The 17,138-nt window shown below is 66.2% G+C and carries 20 protein-coding genes; 7 read left to right on the top strand and 13 right to left on the bottom strand.

The window, feature by feature from the left end; translation table 11 throughout:
- The first annotated feature begins 47 nt into the window (after nucleotides 1-47).
- The 6 genes from flhA to H536_RS0110045 are packed head-to-tail and all read left to right on the top strand — an operon-like array spanning nucleotide 48 to nucleotide 4,690.
- The gene (gene flhA / locus H536_RS0110070) at nucleotides 48-2,138 is read left to right on the top strand and encodes a flagellar biosynthesis protein FlhA (protein WP_024350356.1); all 2,091 of its coding nucleotides are present in this window, start codon (nucleotides 48-50) and stop codon (nucleotides 2,136-2,138) included.
- Nucleotides 2,135-2,890, top strand: coding sequence for a flagellar biosynthetic protein FliR (locus H536_RS0110065; RefSeq protein WP_024350355.1), 756 nt, complete (start codon nucleotides 2,135-2,137; stop codon nucleotides 2,888-2,890). The genes flhA and H536_RS0110065 overlap by 4 nt, the downstream gene beginning before the upstream one ends.
- A complete protein-coding gene (locus H536_RS0110060) occupies nucleotides 2,887-3,294 on the top strand; it encodes a hypothetical protein (protein WP_024350354.1) in 408 nt (135 codons plus the stop codon). Before H536_RS0110065 ends, H536_RS0110060 begins: the two co-directional genes overlap by 4 nt.
- A gap of 56 nt (nucleotides 3,295-3,350) precedes the next feature.
- Entirely contained in the window at nucleotides 3,351-3,863 is a 513-nt protein-coding gene (locus H536_RS23240; protein ID WP_024350353.1) for a rod-binding protein, read from the top strand.
- Between the two features lie 12 nt (nucleotides 3,864-3,875).
- Complete coding sequence (locus H536_RS0110050; RefSeq protein WP_024350352.1) at nucleotides 3,876-4,232, top strand: hypothetical protein; 357 nt, start codon at nucleotides 3,876-3,878, stop codon at nucleotides 4,230-4,232.
- Entirely contained in the window at nucleotides 4,229-4,690 is a 462-nt protein-coding gene (locus H536_RS0110045; protein ID WP_024350351.1) for a hypothetical protein, read from the top strand. Before H536_RS0110050 ends, H536_RS0110045 begins: the two co-directional genes overlap by 4 nt.
- 13 nt (nucleotides 4,691-4,703) lie before the next feature.
- On the opposite strand, the gene H536_RS0110040 is transcribed toward H536_RS0110045, so the two are convergent.
- The gene (locus H536_RS0110040; protein ID WP_155898449.1) at nucleotides 4,704-5,045 is read right to left on the bottom strand and encodes a hypothetical protein; all 342 of its coding nucleotides are present in this window, start codon (nucleotides 5,043-5,045) and stop codon (nucleotides 4,704-4,706) included.
- A gap of 170 nt (nucleotides 5,046-5,215) precedes the next feature.
- Between H536_RS0110040 and H536_RS0110035 the strand changes: the two genes are divergently transcribed.
- Entirely contained in the window at nucleotides 5,216-5,695 is a 480-nt protein-coding gene (locus H536_RS0110035) for a hypothetical protein (RefSeq protein WP_024350349.1), read from the top strand.
- Between the two features lie 31 nt (nucleotides 5,696-5,726).
- Here H536_RS0110035 and H536_RS0110030 read toward each other — a convergent pair whose 3' ends face one another.
- The 12 genes from H536_RS0110030 to fliK form a co-directional block, all read right to left on the bottom strand.
- Complete coding sequence (locus tag H536_RS0110030) at nucleotides 5,727-6,038, bottom strand: polyhydroxyalkanoic acid system family protein (protein WP_024350348.1); 312 nt, start codon at nucleotides 6,036-6,038, stop codon at nucleotides 5,727-5,729.
- 203 nt (nucleotides 6,039-6,241) lie between these two features.
- Entirely contained in the window at nucleotides 6,242-7,606 is a 1,365-nt protein-coding gene (locus H536_RS0110025; RefSeq protein WP_024350347.1) for a DEAD/DEAH box helicase, read from the bottom strand.
- A 227-nt stretch (nucleotides 7,607-7,833) separates the two neighbouring features.
- Nucleotides 7,834-9,015 carry a D-alanyl-D-alanine carboxypeptidase family protein gene (locus H536_RS0110020; protein WP_024350346.1) on the bottom strand — a complete coding sequence of 394 codons (1,182 nt, stop codon included), beginning with the start codon at nucleotides 9,013-9,015 and terminating at the stop codon, nucleotides 7,834-7,836.
- Nucleotides 9,016-9,181: 166 nt separating this feature from the next.
- The gene (gene fliQ / locus H536_RS0110015) at nucleotides 9,182-9,451 is read right to left on the bottom strand and encodes a flagellar biosynthesis protein FliQ (RefSeq protein ID WP_024350345.1); all 270 of its coding nucleotides are present in this window, start codon (nucleotides 9,449-9,451) and stop codon (nucleotides 9,182-9,184) included.
- A gap of 5 nt (nucleotides 9,452-9,456) precedes the next feature.
- Nucleotides 9,457-9,861: a flagellar hook assembly protein FlgD gene (gene flgD, locus H536_RS0110010; RefSeq protein WP_024350344.1), complete on the bottom strand. Its 405-nt coding sequence runs from the start codon at nucleotides 9,859-9,861 to the stop codon at nucleotides 9,457-9,459.
- Nucleotides 9,858-10,316 carry a flagellar biosynthesis repressor FlbT gene (gene flbT / locus H536_RS0110005; RefSeq protein ID WP_024350343.1) on the bottom strand — a complete coding sequence of 153 codons (459 nt, stop codon included), beginning with the start codon at nucleotides 10,314-10,316 and terminating at the stop codon, nucleotides 9,858-9,860. Before flbT ends, flgD begins: the two co-directional genes overlap by 4 nt.
- Nucleotides 10,317-10,318: 2 nt before the next feature.
- A complete protein-coding gene (flaF, locus tag H536_RS0110000; protein WP_009210323.1) occupies nucleotides 10,319-10,666 on the bottom strand; it encodes a flagellar biosynthesis regulator FlaF in 348 nt (115 codons plus the stop codon).
- A gap of 146 nt (nucleotides 10,667-10,812) precedes the next feature.
- Nucleotides 10,813-11,871 (bottom strand): flagellar hook-associated family protein, encoded by a 1,059-nt coding sequence (locus H536_RS0109995; RefSeq protein WP_024350342.1) that lies wholly within the window; start codon nucleotides 11,869-11,871, stop codon nucleotides 10,813-10,815.
- An 11-nt stretch (nucleotides 11,872-11,882) separates the two neighbouring features.
- The gene (flgK, locus tag H536_RS0109990; protein WP_024350341.1) at nucleotides 11,883-13,382 is read right to left on the bottom strand and encodes a flagellar hook-associated protein FlgK; all 1,500 of its coding nucleotides are present in this window, start codon (nucleotides 13,380-13,382) and stop codon (nucleotides 11,883-11,885) included.
- A gap of 42 nt (nucleotides 13,383-13,424) precedes the next feature.
- The gene (locus H536_RS0109985; protein ID WP_024350340.1) at nucleotides 13,425-14,591 is read right to left on the bottom strand and encodes a flagellar hook protein FlgE; all 1,167 of its coding nucleotides are present in this window, start codon (nucleotides 14,589-14,591) and stop codon (nucleotides 13,425-13,427) included.
- A 159-nt stretch (nucleotides 14,592-14,750) separates the two neighbouring features.
- A complete protein-coding gene (locus H536_RS0109980; protein WP_024350339.1) occupies nucleotides 14,751-15,422 on the bottom strand; it encodes a response regulator transcription factor in 672 nt (223 codons plus the stop codon).
- A gap of 238 nt (nucleotides 15,423-15,660) precedes the next feature.
- Nucleotides 15,661-16,758 (bottom strand): flagellar hook-length control protein FliK, encoded by a 1,098-nt coding sequence (gene fliK / locus H536_RS0109975; RefSeq protein WP_162142658.1) that lies wholly within the window; start codon nucleotides 16,756-16,758, stop codon nucleotides 15,661-15,663.
- Between the last annotated feature and the right edge of the window lie 380 nt (nucleotides 16,759-17,138).

The raw sequence follows: 17,138 nt of genomic DNA, 5'->3' as shown, positions 1-17,138 counted from the left end.
CTGAGCTTTGGGGTCTGGCGGAACGCAATGCCGCAGAAGGGCCCCCTATGGCCGTCGACACGCTGAATCCCATCGCCTCCGTCGAATCCAAGGGTGGGCGCGACATCGGCTTCGCCGTTGCCGTGGTCTTCGTCCTCACCGTCCTGTTCGTTCCGATCCCGGCCTTTCTCATCGACATGGGGCTGGCACTGTCCATCGCCCTGTCGGTGCTGATCCTCATGGTCTCCCTGTGGATCCAGAAGCCACTGGATTTCTCCGCCTTCCCGACCGTTCTCCTGCTCGCGACCATGCTGCGGCTGTCGCTGAACATCGCCACGACGCGCGTGATCCTGTCCGAGGGCCACCAGGGCGTGAACGCCGCCGGTCACGTCATCGGCGGCTTTTCGCAATTCGTCATGAGCGGCGACTTCTTCATCGGCATCGTGGTCTTCGTGATCCTGATCGTCGTGAACTTCATGGTCATCACCAAGGGCGCCACGCGTATCGCGGAAGTCGGCGCCCGCTTCACCCTCGACGCCATCCCCGGCAAGCAGATGGCCATCGACGCCGACATGTCGTCGGGCCTGATCGACGAGAAGCAGGCCCAGGCCCGCCGCAAGGAGCTGGAAGAGGAAAGCGCCTTCTTCGGCTCGATGGACGGTGCCTCGAAATTCGTGCGCGGCGACGCCATCGCCGGCCTGATCATCACCGCCGTCAACGTCTTCGGCGGCATCATCATCGGTATCACACGCCACGACATGGATGCCGCCGGCGCCGCCGAGGTGTTCACCAAGCTGTCGGTCGGCGACGGCCTCGTCTCGCAGATCCCGGCGCTGATCGTCTCGCTGGCCGCCGGCCTTCTGGTGTCGAAGGGCGGCACCCGCGGCGCGGCCCAGACCGCCGTTCTCGGCCAGCTCGGCTTCTACCCGCGCGCCCTCGCCGTCGCCGCCGGCCTGATGGCGCTGCTGGCGCTGCTGCCGGGCCTGCCCTTCATTCCCTTCATGCTGCTGGCCGGGATCATGGCGTCGATCGCCTATCTTGTTCCCAAGCGCCGCAACGAGGAACTGCGCCAGGCCGCGGCGACCGTCGCCGAGGAGAAGCAGGTCGCCCAGAACGCCGAGCGCAACTCGGTCAAGGAATCGCTGAAGATCGTCGAGATCGAGCTGGTCTTCGGCAAGCAGACCTCGGCGCATCTCCTCCTGCAGCGCGACGAGATGGCCCACCGCGTCCAGAAGATGCGCCGCCGCTTCGCCGCGCGCTACGGTTTCGTCGTGCCGGAGATCAAGCTGTCCGACGATCTGGCGCTCGATCCGAAATCCTACGCCATCAAGATCCATGGCACGACCATCGCCACCCAGCCGCTGCGGCTCGGCGAGTCGATGATCGTCCTCGGCGACGCCGGCGCGCCCGACGTGCCGCATGACCTGACCAAGGAGCCGGCCTTCGGCATGCGCGCCGCCTGGGTGTCGGAGACCTTCGCCACGGAAGTGCGCCGCCAGGGCTTCGAGCCGATCGACACGCTGTCGATCGTCCTCACCCATCTGTCGGAGACGATCCGCAACAACCTGGCGCAGCTCCTGTCCTACAAGGACATGCGCACCCTGCTCGATCGCCTGGAGCCGGAATACAAGCGCCTGATCGACGAGATCATCCCGGCCAACATGTCCTATTCGGGCCTGCAGGCGGTGCTGAAGCTGCTGCTCGCCGAGCGCGTCTCGGTGCGAAACCTGAACCTCATCCTGGAGGCCATCGCCGAGATCGCGCCGCATGTGCGCCGGTCCGAGCAGATCGTCGAGCATGTGCGCATGCGCATGGCCCAGCAGATCTGCGGCGATCTCCTGCACAACGGCCAGCTCGGCGTCCTGCGCCTCGGCAACCAGTGGGACCTCGCCTTCCACCAGGCGCTGAAACGCGACGCCAAGGGCGAGGTCGTCGAGTTCGACATCGACCCGCGCCTCGTCGAGCAGTTCGCCACTGAGGCCACCAAGGTGATCCGCGAGAAGATGGACCAGGGCGAGATGTTCGTGCTGGTCGCGGCGCCCGACGCCCGCCCGTATGTGCGCATGATGATCGAGCGCATCTTCGTCACCCTGCCGGTGCTCTCGCATCTCGAGATCGCACGCGGCGTCGATATCCGGGCGCTCGGTTCGATCTCATGAGCGTGGAACTGTCGGAGCTCGTCTTTTCGCTGTTCCTGATCTTCTGCCGCTTCGGCTCCTGCCTCCTGTTGATGCCGGGCTTCTCGTCGTCGCGCGTGCCGCTGCAGGTGCGCCTGTTCCTGTCCCTCGCCGTCTCGGTGGCCCTGTCGCCGGCCCTCCTGCCGACATTGCAGCCGCTGGTCGCAGCGGCCGACGACAACGGCAAGGTGGCACTGATGATCTCCGAGATCCTCAACGGGCTGTTCATCGGCCTGCTCGGCCGCAGCTTCATGATCGCCCTGCAGTTCGCCGGCCATGTCATCGCCAATTCCATCGGCATGGGCATGCAGATGGGCGTGCCGATCGACGAGAGCGATCCGATGCCGGCCGTCGCCTCGCTGATCACGCTGACCGCGACGACGCTGATCTTCGTGCTCAACCTGCATGCCGAGATCGCCCGGGCGCTGGTCGCGTCCTACTCCGCCATGCCGGCCGCCGCCGGCTTCTCGATCCGCGGCAGCCTCGTCAACATCACCGACAATCTCGACGAGGCCTTCCTGCTCTGCCTGCGCATTTCCAGCCCGTTCGTGCTTTACGGCGTCGTCGTCAATTTCGCGATCGGCCTCGCCAACAAGCTGACCCCGACCATCCCGATCTACTTCATCTCGCTGCCCTTCGTTCTCGCCGGCGGCCTCGTGCTGCTCGGCTACACGATCAGCGATTTCCTCATCCTGTTCATGCAGGATTTCGAACGCTGGGTGCTGGTGGGATGAGCGACGACAGATCGCGCGTGCGCCGGCTCGACCGCATCCTCAAGGTCCAGGGCCAGAAGCGGCTCCTGGAGGAATGGCGCCTGTCGAACCTGCGCCAGGAGCGCGAGACCATCGACAAGGACGACGTCGCCCTGCTCGACAGTCTCGGCACGGAATCGCAGCTGCACGGCCTGTTCATCGAGGCCAAGGTCCGCAATCTGCGCCGCAACGAGGTGAAGCGCAGCGCCAATCTGGCCGACCAGAGCGCCACGGAACAGCGCATCACCACGACGCGCCGCGCCGAAAAGGGTGTCGAGAAGGTGCGCGACGACGCCCGTCGCAACCGCGATGCCGACGAGGAAACGCGCAGCCTCGAAAGCAGCGTCGAAGGGCATCTGGCCCGCCGTCACCCCAGCTTCGAATAAGCCTGCGCCGGTAGAAGCGGTTCGAACCTTCCCGTGTTTGAACCGCGAACCCGCCGATGACCAGCACCGCCAGCCTCCATGCTATCCTGCCCGCCGCCCAGACGGCGAGCGCCAGGACAGCACCTGCCCGCAAGAGCCCCGATGGCGGCAGCGAGACCTTCGTGGCGGCCCTCGATGCGGCCAAGACCAACAAGCCCGATGGTGGCAGCGCCCCCGCCGCCCCCATCGTTCCGCTCGTCAAGCACCGCTCCCGGGAGATCTCGCCGCTCGAACAGTTCGAGGGCTTTGTCCTGCGCAATTTCGTCGAATCCATGCTGCCGACCGAAGCCTCGAACTATTTCGGCGAAGGCACGGCCGGCGAAGTCTGGCGCTCGATGATGGCCGAGGAAATCGGCAACGAGCTGGCCAAGAACGGCGGCATCGGCATCGCCGATTCGATCCGCAGCCGCGAAACCACCAGCCTCGCCTCGGACAACGGCGCCGTGTCGGCGACCAGCGGCCTCGAGCGCATGCTGCGGCAGGCGGATCTCGCCCGCGCCGGCGCCATGCGCGACAACATCGCAGAATAGGAGTTGCACATCGTGGACCTCGCCCTCAGCAAAGCCGTCGACCGCCTGGAAGCGGTCCTCACCGCCGAAACCGGCGCCCTGGCCAGCGGTACGCCGATCGATCTCGGCGAGATCGCGGCCCGCAAGAACCAGAGCCTTCTGGAGTTCAGCCGCCTCAGCCGCCGCATGCCGGCGCGCGACGATGTCGAGCCGAAATTCGGCGACCGCCTGAAGCGTCTGGCCGGGCTTCTCGAGCAGAACCGCCGGACGCTGGAGCTGCACGTCACGGCCAGCCACGAAGTCTCGGAGATGATCTCGCGCTCCATGACCGAAGCAGAATCCGACGGCACCTATAGCGCCCAGATGGGCCGCCGGGCAGCCGTACGGTGATCAAGCTCCTCGCGGTCGGTCTGTGGGTTTGTGCCGTGACGCTCGGATCGAGCTACGTCATGGCGTCGATCAACTCCGCCCCGAGCGAGGTGGCGGAGCCGGACTATTTCGAAGGGCTCGACTACCGCAAGACCGAGAACATCACGATCCCGATGATCAAGGATTCGGCGATCCGGGGCTATATCCTGGCGCGCTTCGTCTACACGATCGACGGCAAGACGGTGGCCCAGCTCAAGGTGCCGCCGGACCCGTTCATCCTCGACGAGGCCTTCCGCCGGCTCTACACGACCGACGGCTTCGACTTCGACGAGCCGACGCGGTTCGACCTCAGTTCGCTGACCGACGGGATTCGCGACGCCGTGAACGCCCGCTACAGCGAGGAACTCGTCAAGGAGATCCTGGTCGACCAGTTCGACTACATCGCCAAGGACGACATCCGCAACGGACGGCCGGGGTAAACACCCGGCGCCGTCATCCGGTGACGGCGTAGAAGCGTCCGGTCAGGCGGTGGACGTCGGCCCGCGTGCCGGCGCGCGGCGTGCCGACGAAGCGCACGCCGATCTCCGGCCCCCGCGACCAGATCACCAGCGCAAGGCGGAAGCTGTTGTCCGCCTCGTCATAGACCGCCAGCCGCCCGGGAACCCGGCCGGTGCCGAACCGCCGGATGCGGCACCCAGTCTCCGACACGTCGATGGCCGTTCCGTCCTCGATGAAGCGCCCGGCAACCGTGACGAGCTTGACCGGGCGCAGGCGCGTGCGGCGGCGCGACGCCATCCGGCTTTCGTGACTGTCGGGATTCGGGGGTCCGGCCATGCCCGATGATAGCCTGCACAAGCCGAACAAATCCTGAAGGCGCTGCCTGAGCCCGCCGCACCGGCGGCGCAGAAAGCATTAACCGTTCGATGCGATGTTGGATGGGCAATCCAGCTCCGGACCAGTTCCGGCGGCTGGCTCCCTGAAATCCAGCCTTCGTCGAGGTCGCCTTGTCCGCGTCAGGTTCCCCATCTTCCGACGCCGGTCGCAGGAAAGCTGCGGACGAATCCAGTTCCGACCGGATCGGGTTCCTCGGCGGCACACTCTTTGCGCTGTCCATCCTCTTCTTCGGTGGCGTCAACGCCATCTCGTCGCTGGACCCGGGCTATTTCGACCGACTGCTCTTATCGGCGATGCGCGACGACGCGATCGATCCGATCGAGACCGGATCGACCGACAAGGGCGATGCGCCCGGCGTCGACGCCATGCCGGTGTCGACCGTGGTGCGGGCGGTGCCGCTGAAGCCCGAGGATTTCCAGATCATCATGGTTTTCCAGGCCGAGGCGCATCTGGCCTCGCCGGGCGAACTCTGGCGCGTACGCGTCGGCTCGCAGGTGCCCGGCCTCGGCCGCATACTGGCCATCGAATCGGGCCGCAACGGCGGCACGGTCAAGGCCGAGAAGGCGACCCTGACGGGCGTCCTGAAATAGGCTTCGGAAGGAAGCGGCCCGGGAGCCGCTCCTACTTCTTTTCGAGCAGGACCTGGCCTTCCTTGCGCAGGCGGCCCTTCAGCTTCTCGGCGATGGCGGCGAGGAAGCTCGGCAGGTCGATCTCCAGATGCACCGACTCGTCGAGGACGTCGAGGCGGCCGGTAACGCGCTGGCCCATGACCCGCGCGGTGAAATCCAGATGGTCGCCCGTCCAGGTATCCTCGAACTTGACCATGCCCCCCAGCATCTCCTGACGCACGCGGTCGAAACCGTCGTCGATGCGCTGGCGCGCGGTCTCGCGGGTCAGCTTGTGCGGGATGTCCACCTTGATGGTCTCGGCCATGAATAGCTCCTCGTCTCGTTGCGCCTCATATGGCGACCCCGCCGTCGCCAGACAACGGTCACGCCTGCCGCCGGCTCTGGCGCCTTTCACGGGGAACCCGTGGCGGGATGCCTAGAAACGCAAAAGGGGCGGCCGGTAAGGCCACCCCCTCTCGATGTCGACTGCCGTGCCTGCCCGCTCTTTCGAGGGGGCGGCGGGCCGTGTCAGGCGTAAGTCGCCGAACGGTTCGAGGTGCCGCTGCGCCGCGGACGGCTGCTGCGACCACCGGGCTTGCCGCCCTCGGTGCGCTGGCCACGGCCCTCGCCCGAACGCTGGCCGCCCGCACCCTGGCCACCGCCACCACGGCGACCGGCGCCCTGGGGCTTGTTGCCGAAGCGCTTCGGCGCGCCGCGCGGCGGACGCTTCTCTTCCGGTGCGTTCAGGTCGACATGCGCCGAATAATCGGTCTGCTGCAGGTCGAAGTTCAGGCCGGTCAGACGCTCGATCTGGCGCAGCTTGGACCGCTCCGACGGATCGACCAGCGCGACCGCGATACCGGACTTACCGGCGCGGGCCGTGCGGCCGATGCGGTGCACGTAGCTTTCCGGCTCTTCCGGCAGGTCGAAGTTCACGACATGGGAGATGTCGTCGACATGGATGCCGCGGGCCACGATGTCGGTGGCGACGAGCACGCTGACCGTGCCGGTCTGGAACTCGCCCAGCGCCTTCTGGCGGGCGCCCTGGCTCTTGTTGCCGTGGATCGCGCGGGCGTCGATGCCGGCCTTCTCTAGATCGGCGGCGAGCTTGTTGGCGCCGTGCTTGGTGCGGGTGAAGATCACCGTCTTCTCGAAGTCGGGCTTGGCCAGATGCTCGATGAGCCAGAGCTTCTTGGCCTTCTGGGGGACCAGATAGACGCTCTGGTTGATCTTCTCGACGGTGACGACTTCCGGCGTCACTTCGACCCGAACCGGATTGGTCAGGATCTTGGCGGCCAGCTCTTCCATCGCACGCGGCATGGTGGCCGAGAACAGCAGCGACTGGCGGTCCGCCGGAAGCTGCGCGACGATGCGCATGACGTCCTTGACGAAGCCCATGTCGAGCATCCGGTCGGCCTCGTCGAGAACGACGTGGTGGACTTCGGACAGCGTCAGGGCACGTTGGTTCAACAGGTCGAGCAGACGGCCCGGCGTCGCGATGACGATGTCGACGCCGCGGCGCATCGCCTCGATCTGCGGACGGATCGAGACACCGCCGAAGATCACGTGATGGGTCAGCTTGGTGCCGGCGGTGTAGGACTTGACGTTGCCGGCGATCTGCGAGGCGAGCTCGCGGGTCGGGGTCAGGACGAGAACCTTCGGCGTCTTCGGAGCCGGGCGACCGCCCTTGGCGATCAGCGCGTCGATGACGGGCAGCGAGAAGGCCGCGGTCTTGCCGGTGCCGGTCTGGGCGATACCCAGAACGTCGCGGCCCTTCATGACCGCCGGAATCGCCTGGGCCTGGATCGGCGTCGGCTGGGTGATGTCGAGACGCGCAAGCGCGGAAAGAAGCGTGTCGGCGAGGCCGAACGCCTTGAAATCGGTATGGGTCAAGATATGCCTTGCGGAAGGCGGACACTGTCGGTCCGCTTGAGATGCCGATCGTCTTCGCGCTGGCGGACGGTTCGGCGGGCCGTGTCGGAACGCGGGACCCCGCAAGCTTCAGAAGCTGCGGGCCGGTCCGATGGCGCTGGCTAAGAATTCCGTCAGATGTCGGGAAACAAGCAGGCGCTGCGCGATCACGGCGTGCAGGCTTCATATCGGCGTTTAGGTGCGCCGCGTCAAGGCGTTTGTGCGCCGCCCCATGTCAGGTGCCGGGCCAAGGTGTCGGCGATCCGCTGAAACAGCCCCGCCTCCTCGACCGCGGTTTCGGCCACGAGCGGCACCTGCCGCAGGCTCTCGTCGCCCCGGCCGAACCGCACCCAGCCGAGCCGCTGGCCCTTGGCGACGGGCGCCACGAAGGGACCGTTCTCGACCACCTCGCGCTCGACATCGGCCAGGCTGCCGCGCGGCACCAGCATCCGCAGGTCCTCGGCCGCGGCCATGTCGACGGTCTCGGCGACGCCGCCCCGCACCTGCACGGTGCCGAGGGTTTCGCCCGCGGTCACCAGCACCACTTCCTCAAAGTCCTGCAGGCCGAAATTCATCAGCCGGCGGGCTTCGCTCGCCCGCTCGGCAGTCGAACTCATGCCGCTCATGGCGAGGACAATGCGTCGGCCGTCGCGTTCGGCGGAGGCGACCAGACCGTAGCCCGCAGCCGACGTATGGCCGGTCTTCAGGCCGTCGGCGCCCAGATCCAGGAGCGGATTGCGGTTCTGCTGCTTGATGCCGTTATAGGTGAAGCTCTCCTCGGCGAAGATCGGGTAATCCTCGGGAAATTCGCGGATGAGGTATGTGGCAAGGCGGGCGAGATCGCGCACGCTGACATGCTGCTCAGGGTCCGGCAGTCCATGCGGATTGGTGAAGTGGGAATGCGTCAGGCCGATCTTCTCGGCCTCGGCGTTCATCCGTCCCGCAAAGGCCTCGACCGAGCCGGACAGGCCTTCGGCGACGACGATCGTCGCGTCGTTGCCGGACTGGACGATGATGCCACGGATCAGATCCTCGACGGCGACCTCGGAGTTCAACGGCAGAAACATGGTCGAGCCGCCGGATGACGCGCCGCCGGTGCGCCAGGCGTGTTCGGAGACGACAAAGCGGTCGTCGCGCTGCACCCTGCCCTGTTTCAGATCGTCGAACAGGACCGCGATGGTCATCAGCTTGGCGAGGCTGGCCGGGGGAATCTCGGTATCGGCGTCCTTCTCGTAGAGGACGCGGCCGGTGCCATAATCCACCAGGATGGCGGTCGGCGCTGTGGTCTCGAAGGCGGCGGCGGGCAGAGCGAACAGCGCGGCAAGCATTGCCAGCACGGCAAAGCCGCGACGCAGGCCGGCGCGAAGGGCGCCGCCGGGACGGCGCCGCATTTTATACGATGTCTGGTTTCGACTGGTCCTGAACGCCACCTGCCTGCCCTCTTTCCGTCCGCGACGCGGCCTACCGGCCGGGCGTCGCTCCTGTCACGCTGGGTCAACCTACAGGGTTTGACCGGTCTGCGTGAACAGGAAACGGTGAGTTACGGCGCCATTGCGCTCAGCGGAAGCCGTTCTCGATGCGCGAGTAGGATTCCTGGGTGAAGGCGTAGACCTGCGCGCCGGTGAAGGAGGCGGTCAGCGCGATCACCACGAAGATCGCCAGGATCTTCGGGACGAAGGTCAGCGTGACCTCCTGGATCTGGGTGAGTGCCTGAAACAGTGCGATCAGGACACCCACGAACATGGCGGCGCCGACGGCCGGCCCGCAGGCGGCGACGATCGTCCAGACCGCGGACTGGACGATATCGAGTGCGTCGGCTTCGTTCATGTCTTCTACCCCACGGTGGTGCCGGAGATCAGCGGCAGGCTGTCGCCGCTCTCCAGGATGGCCTCGACGACACCATTGACCGCGCGTACCGCGGCAACCTTGCCGGACAGCGAGCCGTCCGCCGAGGTCGCCGTCTGACCGATCAGCGAGTTCGCCTGGGTCAGCGCGGAGACCGTCATCATAGAGTCCAGCTTCTTATTGGTCTGGATGGCTTGCTCGACGCTGGAGAAGGACGCGAACTGGGCGACATATTCGGTGGAATCCGTCGGGTTGAGCGGATCCTGATTGGACATCTCGGCGACCAGCAGCTTCAGGAAGGCGTCGTAATCCATCCCGGTCTGCTGGGTCGCGGCGCTGATGCCGTTCTGGGCCGCGGTGGCGCTGGTAGCGCCGACACCGGTCACGTTCATCGCATTCCTCCGGCGGCAAGCCGCAGTTCGGGTGTGTGGGGGACGACCGGCGCGCGCGCCTCGCCCTGCCCCTGGATGACGCCGTCCTCGATCGGGATCAGCGTCCGCAGTCCCTTGAGCGCCTCGAAATTGCGCTCGCGGCCGACCAGTTCCTTGATCTCGATGAGGCCCTCGATGATGTCGCGATTGCGGTAGGTGCCGATCATCGCCGCGTGGGTGGTGCCGAAGAGCTCGCGGGCGGCCTCGGCGCTGCCCGGCTCGATCAGCATCATCTGGACGATGAAGTAGAGCTGGCGCAGCGGGGTCGTGGCATCCTCGGCCTGCATCACATGGCTTTCGAGGAGGAAGGTCACGTCGTTGAGGAATTCCAGCGTGGTCTTGCGGTCGACCTTCAGGACGGCCCCGTTGACGAAGATCCGTTCGCCTGCCCGCAGGGTGATGCGCAAACTTGCCATGGTTATTTCAAGCCTTCGCGGATGAGGGTCGTGATCTCGATGATGCCCTTGAAGTTCTCGGACTTGCCGAGACGGATGGCTTCGGCCTCGCGCATGATCCACAGGCCGATCGAGATCAGCTCGGCGCGCAGCGCCTCGGGCAGGCCGTTGTCGGCGCTGGCCAAATCCTCGATCACCAGCGCCCAGAGGCTGCGGGTGGTGTAGATCGCTTCGATCGCCGCACGCGAACGTGGCCCCTCGGCATCGGCTTTCTTCAGCTGTTCGATCGAATGATCGAGCGCCTGCCGCTCGCGCTCACGGGCATCGACTTCGATGTCCTGCGCCACTTCCGCGTATGAGAACTGATACATTCCATCCCCTTGTGATCGTCAGATCGGTTTGGCAGCGCCCCGGACCGACCCTTGCGACCTGTCGTTTTCATGTGCCCGGCCGACAGTCCCCGACGCCGGCCGATCGCTCGGTTGCCGGAGGATTTCGGGTCCGGCGCCCGCTGAAACTACAGGTAGTTCATGATGCTGAGCCGCGAGATGCGGGCGGTCAGCGCGTAGGAAGCCTCAAGCAGATTGGTCAGTGTGGTCACCCGCGTGGATGCCTCGTAGGCGTCGACATCCTCGAAGGAGGAGATCGACATGGTCAGCACGTTCTTGCGGGTTCCCAGCGTCTCGTTGGTAATCTCCAGCCGGCTCTGCTTGCCGCCGATCTCCGCCCGGATTTCGGTCAGCTGCGACAGGCCCAGACTCAGAGTTTCCACTGCCCGGCTTGTGAGAAGCTGACGTTGCTCCTCGTCCATGGTCTTCGCGCCAAGATCGCTGATCATGACGTAGGCCTTGACGATGTTACGGAACGCTTCGTCGCTGGCCGGATAGGACACGTCGAGGGTTTCGCTGTCGCTGATCCGGTTGACCACCGGGGACGAATCCGCCTTCGACCACATGTCCCAGCCGGTGCCGTCGCTCGGCAGCGGGACCTTGAAGAGATCGTTGAAGGCGCCGTCGAGGAAGGCTTCCAGATCTGCCGCACTCGCCGGGGCCGCCGCGGTCAAGGCGTCGTTCAACGCCTTCTTGGCGGTCGAATTGTCTTCGTAGCTGGAGGCGACACCGCCGCCGACCTTGGTGAAGGCGAGCGCGGGCTGGTCGGTCGCGGCACCCGAGAACAGGAAGCGCGAGCCCGAGGCGGCGTTGATCGCGCCCATGAACTGCTGCAGCGCGGCCTTGGACTGCTGCACGCTGGCCGAGATGCCGGCATCGGCAGGGCCGTTCGAGATCAGCGATGCCAGGAGGTTCTCGCCGGTCTTGGCGATCGATTCGAGTGCCGTCTGCATGGTGTCGAAGCGCTGCCCGATGAGGGTGTTGGCTTCCTGGATCCGGATGGCGCTCTCGCGTTCGACGCGCAGCGACACGGTCTGGTTGGTGCGCGATCCGAGCGTGAGGCCAACATCGGCGAAGCGGCCGGTCGTGACCTCCTTCTGCGCGTTGCGCAGCTCATCCTGGATGCGGAAGACGGCCGAGCGCGGCGCCGAGGAAAGCGAGAAGCTGGAGACGAGGAAGTTGCTCATCGATGGTCCGTTCAGGCGATCGCAAGGAGGGAGTCGATCATCTGACCGACCGTGGAAATCAGCTTGCTGGACGCCTGGTAGGAGCGCTCCAGGTCGAGCAGGCGCGTCATCTCGTCGTCGATGTTGATGCCGGTCGCGTCGGAGAGCGTCTCCTGGGTCCGGGACAGCAGCACCGTCTGGTAGGACGAGGCGTCGTTCGCCGTGGCGCGGCGGCCCTCGAACCAGCCGATCGACGAGGCGGTGTATTCGGTCAGGGTCGCCGAGCTGCCGGCGCCGAAGGCCGCATCGAAGCTGCGCGGCGTGGCGAAGCCGGAGATCAGATCGTTCAGGCGGCCAGTGAAGCCGCTCGAGCCGTTTGCGTTGTAGCTGAAATACTGCTCGTTCGCGGTGCCGGCGAAGGCGATGCCGCCGTCGCGCAGGCGGGCCGGTTCGCCGCCGGGCTTGGTCGGATCGACCCCGGCCGCGATCTGGATGCTGCCGGCAAGCCCCTTGGCGCCGGCCATGCTTGCCGGGATGGCATTGCTGCCGCCATCGGTGAACAGGCCGGCGTAGCTGCCGGGCATGTAGCCGGGGTCGCCGGCAGCCCGCTGATCGGTCTCCGCGAAGGCCTGGACCAGCGCATAGGCGATGCCGTCGAGCTGGCCCTGGAAGGTCGCGGCGGTCTCGTCGCGCAGGGTGACCAGACCGTAGACGCTGCCGCCCTTGATCGGCATGGGCGAGGAGGCGCCGGCGACGACGACGCCGTCGATCTTGAAGCTGTTGCCCGCCACGGTGGCGTCGTAGGCCGGCTGCGGCGTGAACTCGACCGACCGCGCGGTCTTGTCGAACATGGTGATGCCGGAGTCGGTGTAGAGGGCCATGTCGTTGCCGGCCCGCACCTGCACGTTCAGGCCGACATAGCCCGACAGGGTGCGCACGATCTGGTCGCGCCGGTCGACGGCGTCGGTGACATCCGACCCGTTCGCGCTGCCGGCCATGATCTTGGCGTTCAGGGTGCCGAACTCGCCGAGCAGGCGGTTCATGTCCTTTGCGGCGAGATCGAGCTGGTCGTCCGCGTCCTTGCGGGCGGACTGCACCGCGCTGGTGGCACGGTTGAGGCTGAGCGCCATGTCACGGGCAGCGTTCACTGCCGCCTCGGCGGTCTGGCCATTCTCGGGGGAGACCGCGAACTGCGACAGCGCTGCCTTCAGCGACGACAGGGTCGCCGCCGGCGAAGTCGGGGAATCGACGTCGCCGATGACCTCGCGGATCCGGTTCAGCGACTCGGCGCTGACACTGGCCGAGCCGAGGGCGGAGTTGGTCGTGATCAGCGAGCGGAACAGGGCCTGGTCGCCCGACTGGGCGATCGACATGATCCGCACGCCGCCGGTCTGGCCAACGGTGAGGCCAGCATATTTCTTGGTCGCGTAGGGACTGTCAGCATTCGCGATGTTGCGCGACACGAGCGCCGACTGGCTGGCGACGCTCGAAAGCGACGCCGTTGCGTTGGAGAAGGCTGACAGAAGTGACATGATGAGGGCTTATCCGGTGCGCAGCAAAGAGCGGGCTCGCGCCTATCGCTTCAGGTTCACGAGGACGTCGAGGATCTCGGCGCCGGTCTGGAAGACTTTCGAGTTCGCGCTGTAGCTGCGCTGGGACTCGATCATGCTGGTCAGTTCCGAGGCGAGGTCGACATTCGACTGCTCCAGACCGCTGGAGACCAGCGAGCCGTAGCCGTTGGTGCCTGGTCCACCGAGGGCCGCGACGCCCGACGAGGCGGTGGCGCTGTAGACGTTGCCGGCCGAGGCCTGGAGCTGATCCGGGCTGGCGAAGCGCGCGAGGGTCATCTCGTAGAGCGGGATCAACTGGCCGGTGTTCATGACGCCGCTCAGCGTGCCGTCGTCGGCAAAGGCAAAGCCCGTAAAGCTGCCGGGAGGGTTACCGTTGGTGACGAGCTTGGCCGAGAAGTCGGTGGCATACTCGGTCAACGAACCGAACTCGATGTCGACGGTGTCGCCGTTGACATGGGTATAGGTCATGTTGGCCGGAGCGGCTGTCGGCCGGCCGGTATTGGGATCGAAGGCGATGGTCGTGGTCTGCGGCCCGCCGGAATCCGTGTAGCTGATCGTCCAGGTGTTGGCGGCAGTCTTCTCCATGTCGACCGGCACTTCGATCGCCTTGCCGATGCTGTCATAGACGACCATCGACGACTTCTTGGTGTCGCCAACCGCGGCCGATTCCGGGAACTGGATGGTGAAGGCGCCCGCATCGGTGGCCTGCGGGGCGACGATCGCGCCGACGGGTAACTCGATGGGGGCGGCCGCGCCGCCACCGACCGGCGTGCCGGTCAGGCGGTAGCCGGCGGTGTTGACCAGAAAGGTGGTCTCCTTGCCGCCGACGGTCTCGGTGCGCTGCACGAAGGAACCGGCGCGGGTATAGAATTCGCGGCCGGCCGTATCCTGCACGACGAAGAACCCGTCGCCCTGGATGGCGAGGTCCGAACCCGAAGACGTCGCGGCGATGCTGCCCTGCTGACTGATCGACTGGCGAACCTGGGTCTTCACCGACCCCGGATTGTACTCGCCGCCGCCCTGGGCGAGGACGAGGGAGGCGAATTCGGTGGAGTTTCGCTTGTAGCCGTTCGTGCTGGAGTTCGCGATGTTCTCCGACACGGTAGACAGCCGGTTGGCCTGTGCATTCATGCCGGACACGCTGGTCCTGAAGACACCGTTGATGCTCATTGCCTGGTACTCCGTGGCGTAGATCTCTCTTCCGCAATACGGAGTGAAGCTTGCGCCGAACTGTCAGGAACCAGCTTTTGCAGTATAGCGAGGAAATAAAAGGCCCCGCCGAACTAACGGCGAGGCCTTTATTCTTAAGGGCTTGTTAACCAGTTCGTGTCAGTCGACGCCGATGCCGTAGCCGAGATAGCGCTTCGAGGAGACCGGATCGTAGCCGAGGCGCATCTTCAGCTTCTTGCGCAGCTTCGAGATGTGGCTCTCGATGACGTTCTCCTCGACGTTCTCGTCGAAGATGCCGTAGATCGCGCTGAACAGCTGCTGCTTGGAGACGCGGCGGCCGCGGTTGGCGACCAGATATTCGAGGATACGACGCTCGCGGCGCGGCAGGGCCATCGGCTTGCCGGCGACTTCGGCGTCGCGACCGTCCTGATAGACCGAGATTTCGCCGACGACGGTGCGGGCTTCCTCGGTCTCGTTGCGGCGGCGGATGGCGCCGACCCGAGCGAGGATTTCCTTGACGTGAACCGGCTTGGCGACGACGTCGTCGACGCCGGCGGCGAACAGGTCGAGCGTGCCGTCCAGGTTGCGGCCTTCCGACAGCGCGATCATCGGCGCCTTGGAGCGGGCCCGGATCAGCCGCGGGCAGATCGTGCGGTCATCGAAATCGCCGAGCAGGAAAGCCTCGACGGCCGAGAGATCCGACTCCGGTGCGGTCTCAACCCAGTCGCGGAATTCGTCGGCCTTGAAGCCTGCTGCCGACACGCCTTCGCGACCGAACATGGACTCGTAGCCGTCCGTCACGAGTTCCCGGTTGTCCACTACAACGATCATTTCCGTCACCCTCGGTCCGCCGTTTGTCTGTGAACAGAGAGTTAAACTGACCCGGAACTTGCGCCTATCCTGAAATTTAGTGATCCGTTAACCATGCCGTTCATTTTCGGACTAAGTCACGAGTCCGACTCACGAATTTTTTTCGTTAACGAAGTCTTAACGGCCCGATCCCCGCCATGATTGCGCCATGGCCGGTCCAACGCGTCGCCGCGATCTGGTCCAGTCGCGCTGTGAAGTCTCAGAGATAAACGGAGGGATCGAGTTCGCGGCGGCGCGCGCCGGTCTCCTCGGCAGGCGACGACGTCATCGCCTGCTCGGGACGCCCACTCCCCTGACGAGCCGAACCCTCGCCGCCAAAGCTTGCGGCGCCATCACGGGCCGCGCCATTCTGCGACTGGCCCGTCGATGCCTGGCCATCGGCCTGGCCCTGCGCATTGGCGATGCCGCCGCGCGGCGCGCCGGCGTCACGGACACCGATGCTGATCGCCGCTTCGTCGACCGAGAAACCGGCCTTGGTCAAAAGCTTGTTCAGGCCTTCGGCATCGTCCTTGATGCGCAGCGCCGTGTCGGCCTCGCTCGCCACGATGTGGATCGCGAGCTTGCCGTCGATCAGACGCATGGTGACATCGAGCTTGCCAAACTGCTCGGGCTGAAGCTGGATCTGGATGGTCTTCAGCGCTGCGCCGCCGGCCCGCATCTGCACGCGTGCGGCTTCGGCGGTATCCCCCGTCGGCAGCGACGAACCTGTGAGCGAGGTGGTCACGGCGTCGGCGACCTGCCGGCCAACAGTCGGCGTCGCACCCGCAGCGGCCATACCGGTCGCCGCGGTTTCGCTCACCTTCGCGCTCACGCCAGCCGCGCCGTTCCTGTTGCCGTCATTGTCGGCACGCGGATTGCGATCGAAGGCCGCGCGCTCGCCCCTCGGCTCGCTGCGGCCGCGACGTGTCTCGTTGCCTTCGCCGGCCGCAAAGACGTCGCCGGCCTCGCCGTCGACAGCCGATCCGCCCTCGCCGTCCGGAGTCGCGCCGTTGCCGGTGCGCATGTCGACGGATGCCAGCAGCTGGTGGATGTTCGTGGTGGCCGCGCCGCCCGGCTTGCCTGCGGCAACGGCTGATGCGCCAGCGGCGGTGGTCGCCGGTTCGAAATCAGTGCGCTGCGAGACCAGGTCGACCCGTGCACGCGCCTGTTCGCCGCCGGTCTGCGCCGAGTTGGCACTCGCCGTTTTGCCCGCGCCAAGCGCCTCGCCCGCCGCTGCGGCGATCCGCGACACGGTCTCGTCAGCATCGTTTGCGGCGAACCGGGCAAGCGGATTGGCGACCTTCTTGTCCTTGCCCATGGCCGTCCTGGCCAGAGCCGCATCGGCAGCTGAGCCCGCCTCGCCATCGGCCGCGTTGGCCATGGTCGCGGCGGTCGCGGTTCCAGAGCGCAGCAGACGGTCCATGTCGGCGAGGATTGCGGCGAGACCGTTGTCGCGCGGCCGCCCGGCCGGTGCTGCGTCGGCCTCCCGGTCGCTGGCCTGCGTCGTCTCGGCGGCGTCCTCGGAGCCTGCAGCCCTCGTCTCGTCGGTCTCGGCCTCGCGGGTGTCCCGGCTCTCGCTGTCGGAACGCGAGGCCTTCGGCGCCTGCTCGGCGTCCTTGACGAAGCTGTCGAAGGCATCGCGCGCCTCGGTCGCGCTTTCCGCGCCACGGCCGGTCGGCGAACGGGTCGCCGAAGCGC

It is taken from the genome of Aurantimonas coralicida DSM 14790 (assembly GCF_000421645.1).
Taxonomy (GTDB): domain Bacteria; phylum Pseudomonadota; class Alphaproteobacteria; order Rhizobiales; family Rhizobiaceae; genus Aurantimonas; species Aurantimonas coralicida.
This window is presented reverse-complemented; position numbering and strand designations above follow the sequence as displayed.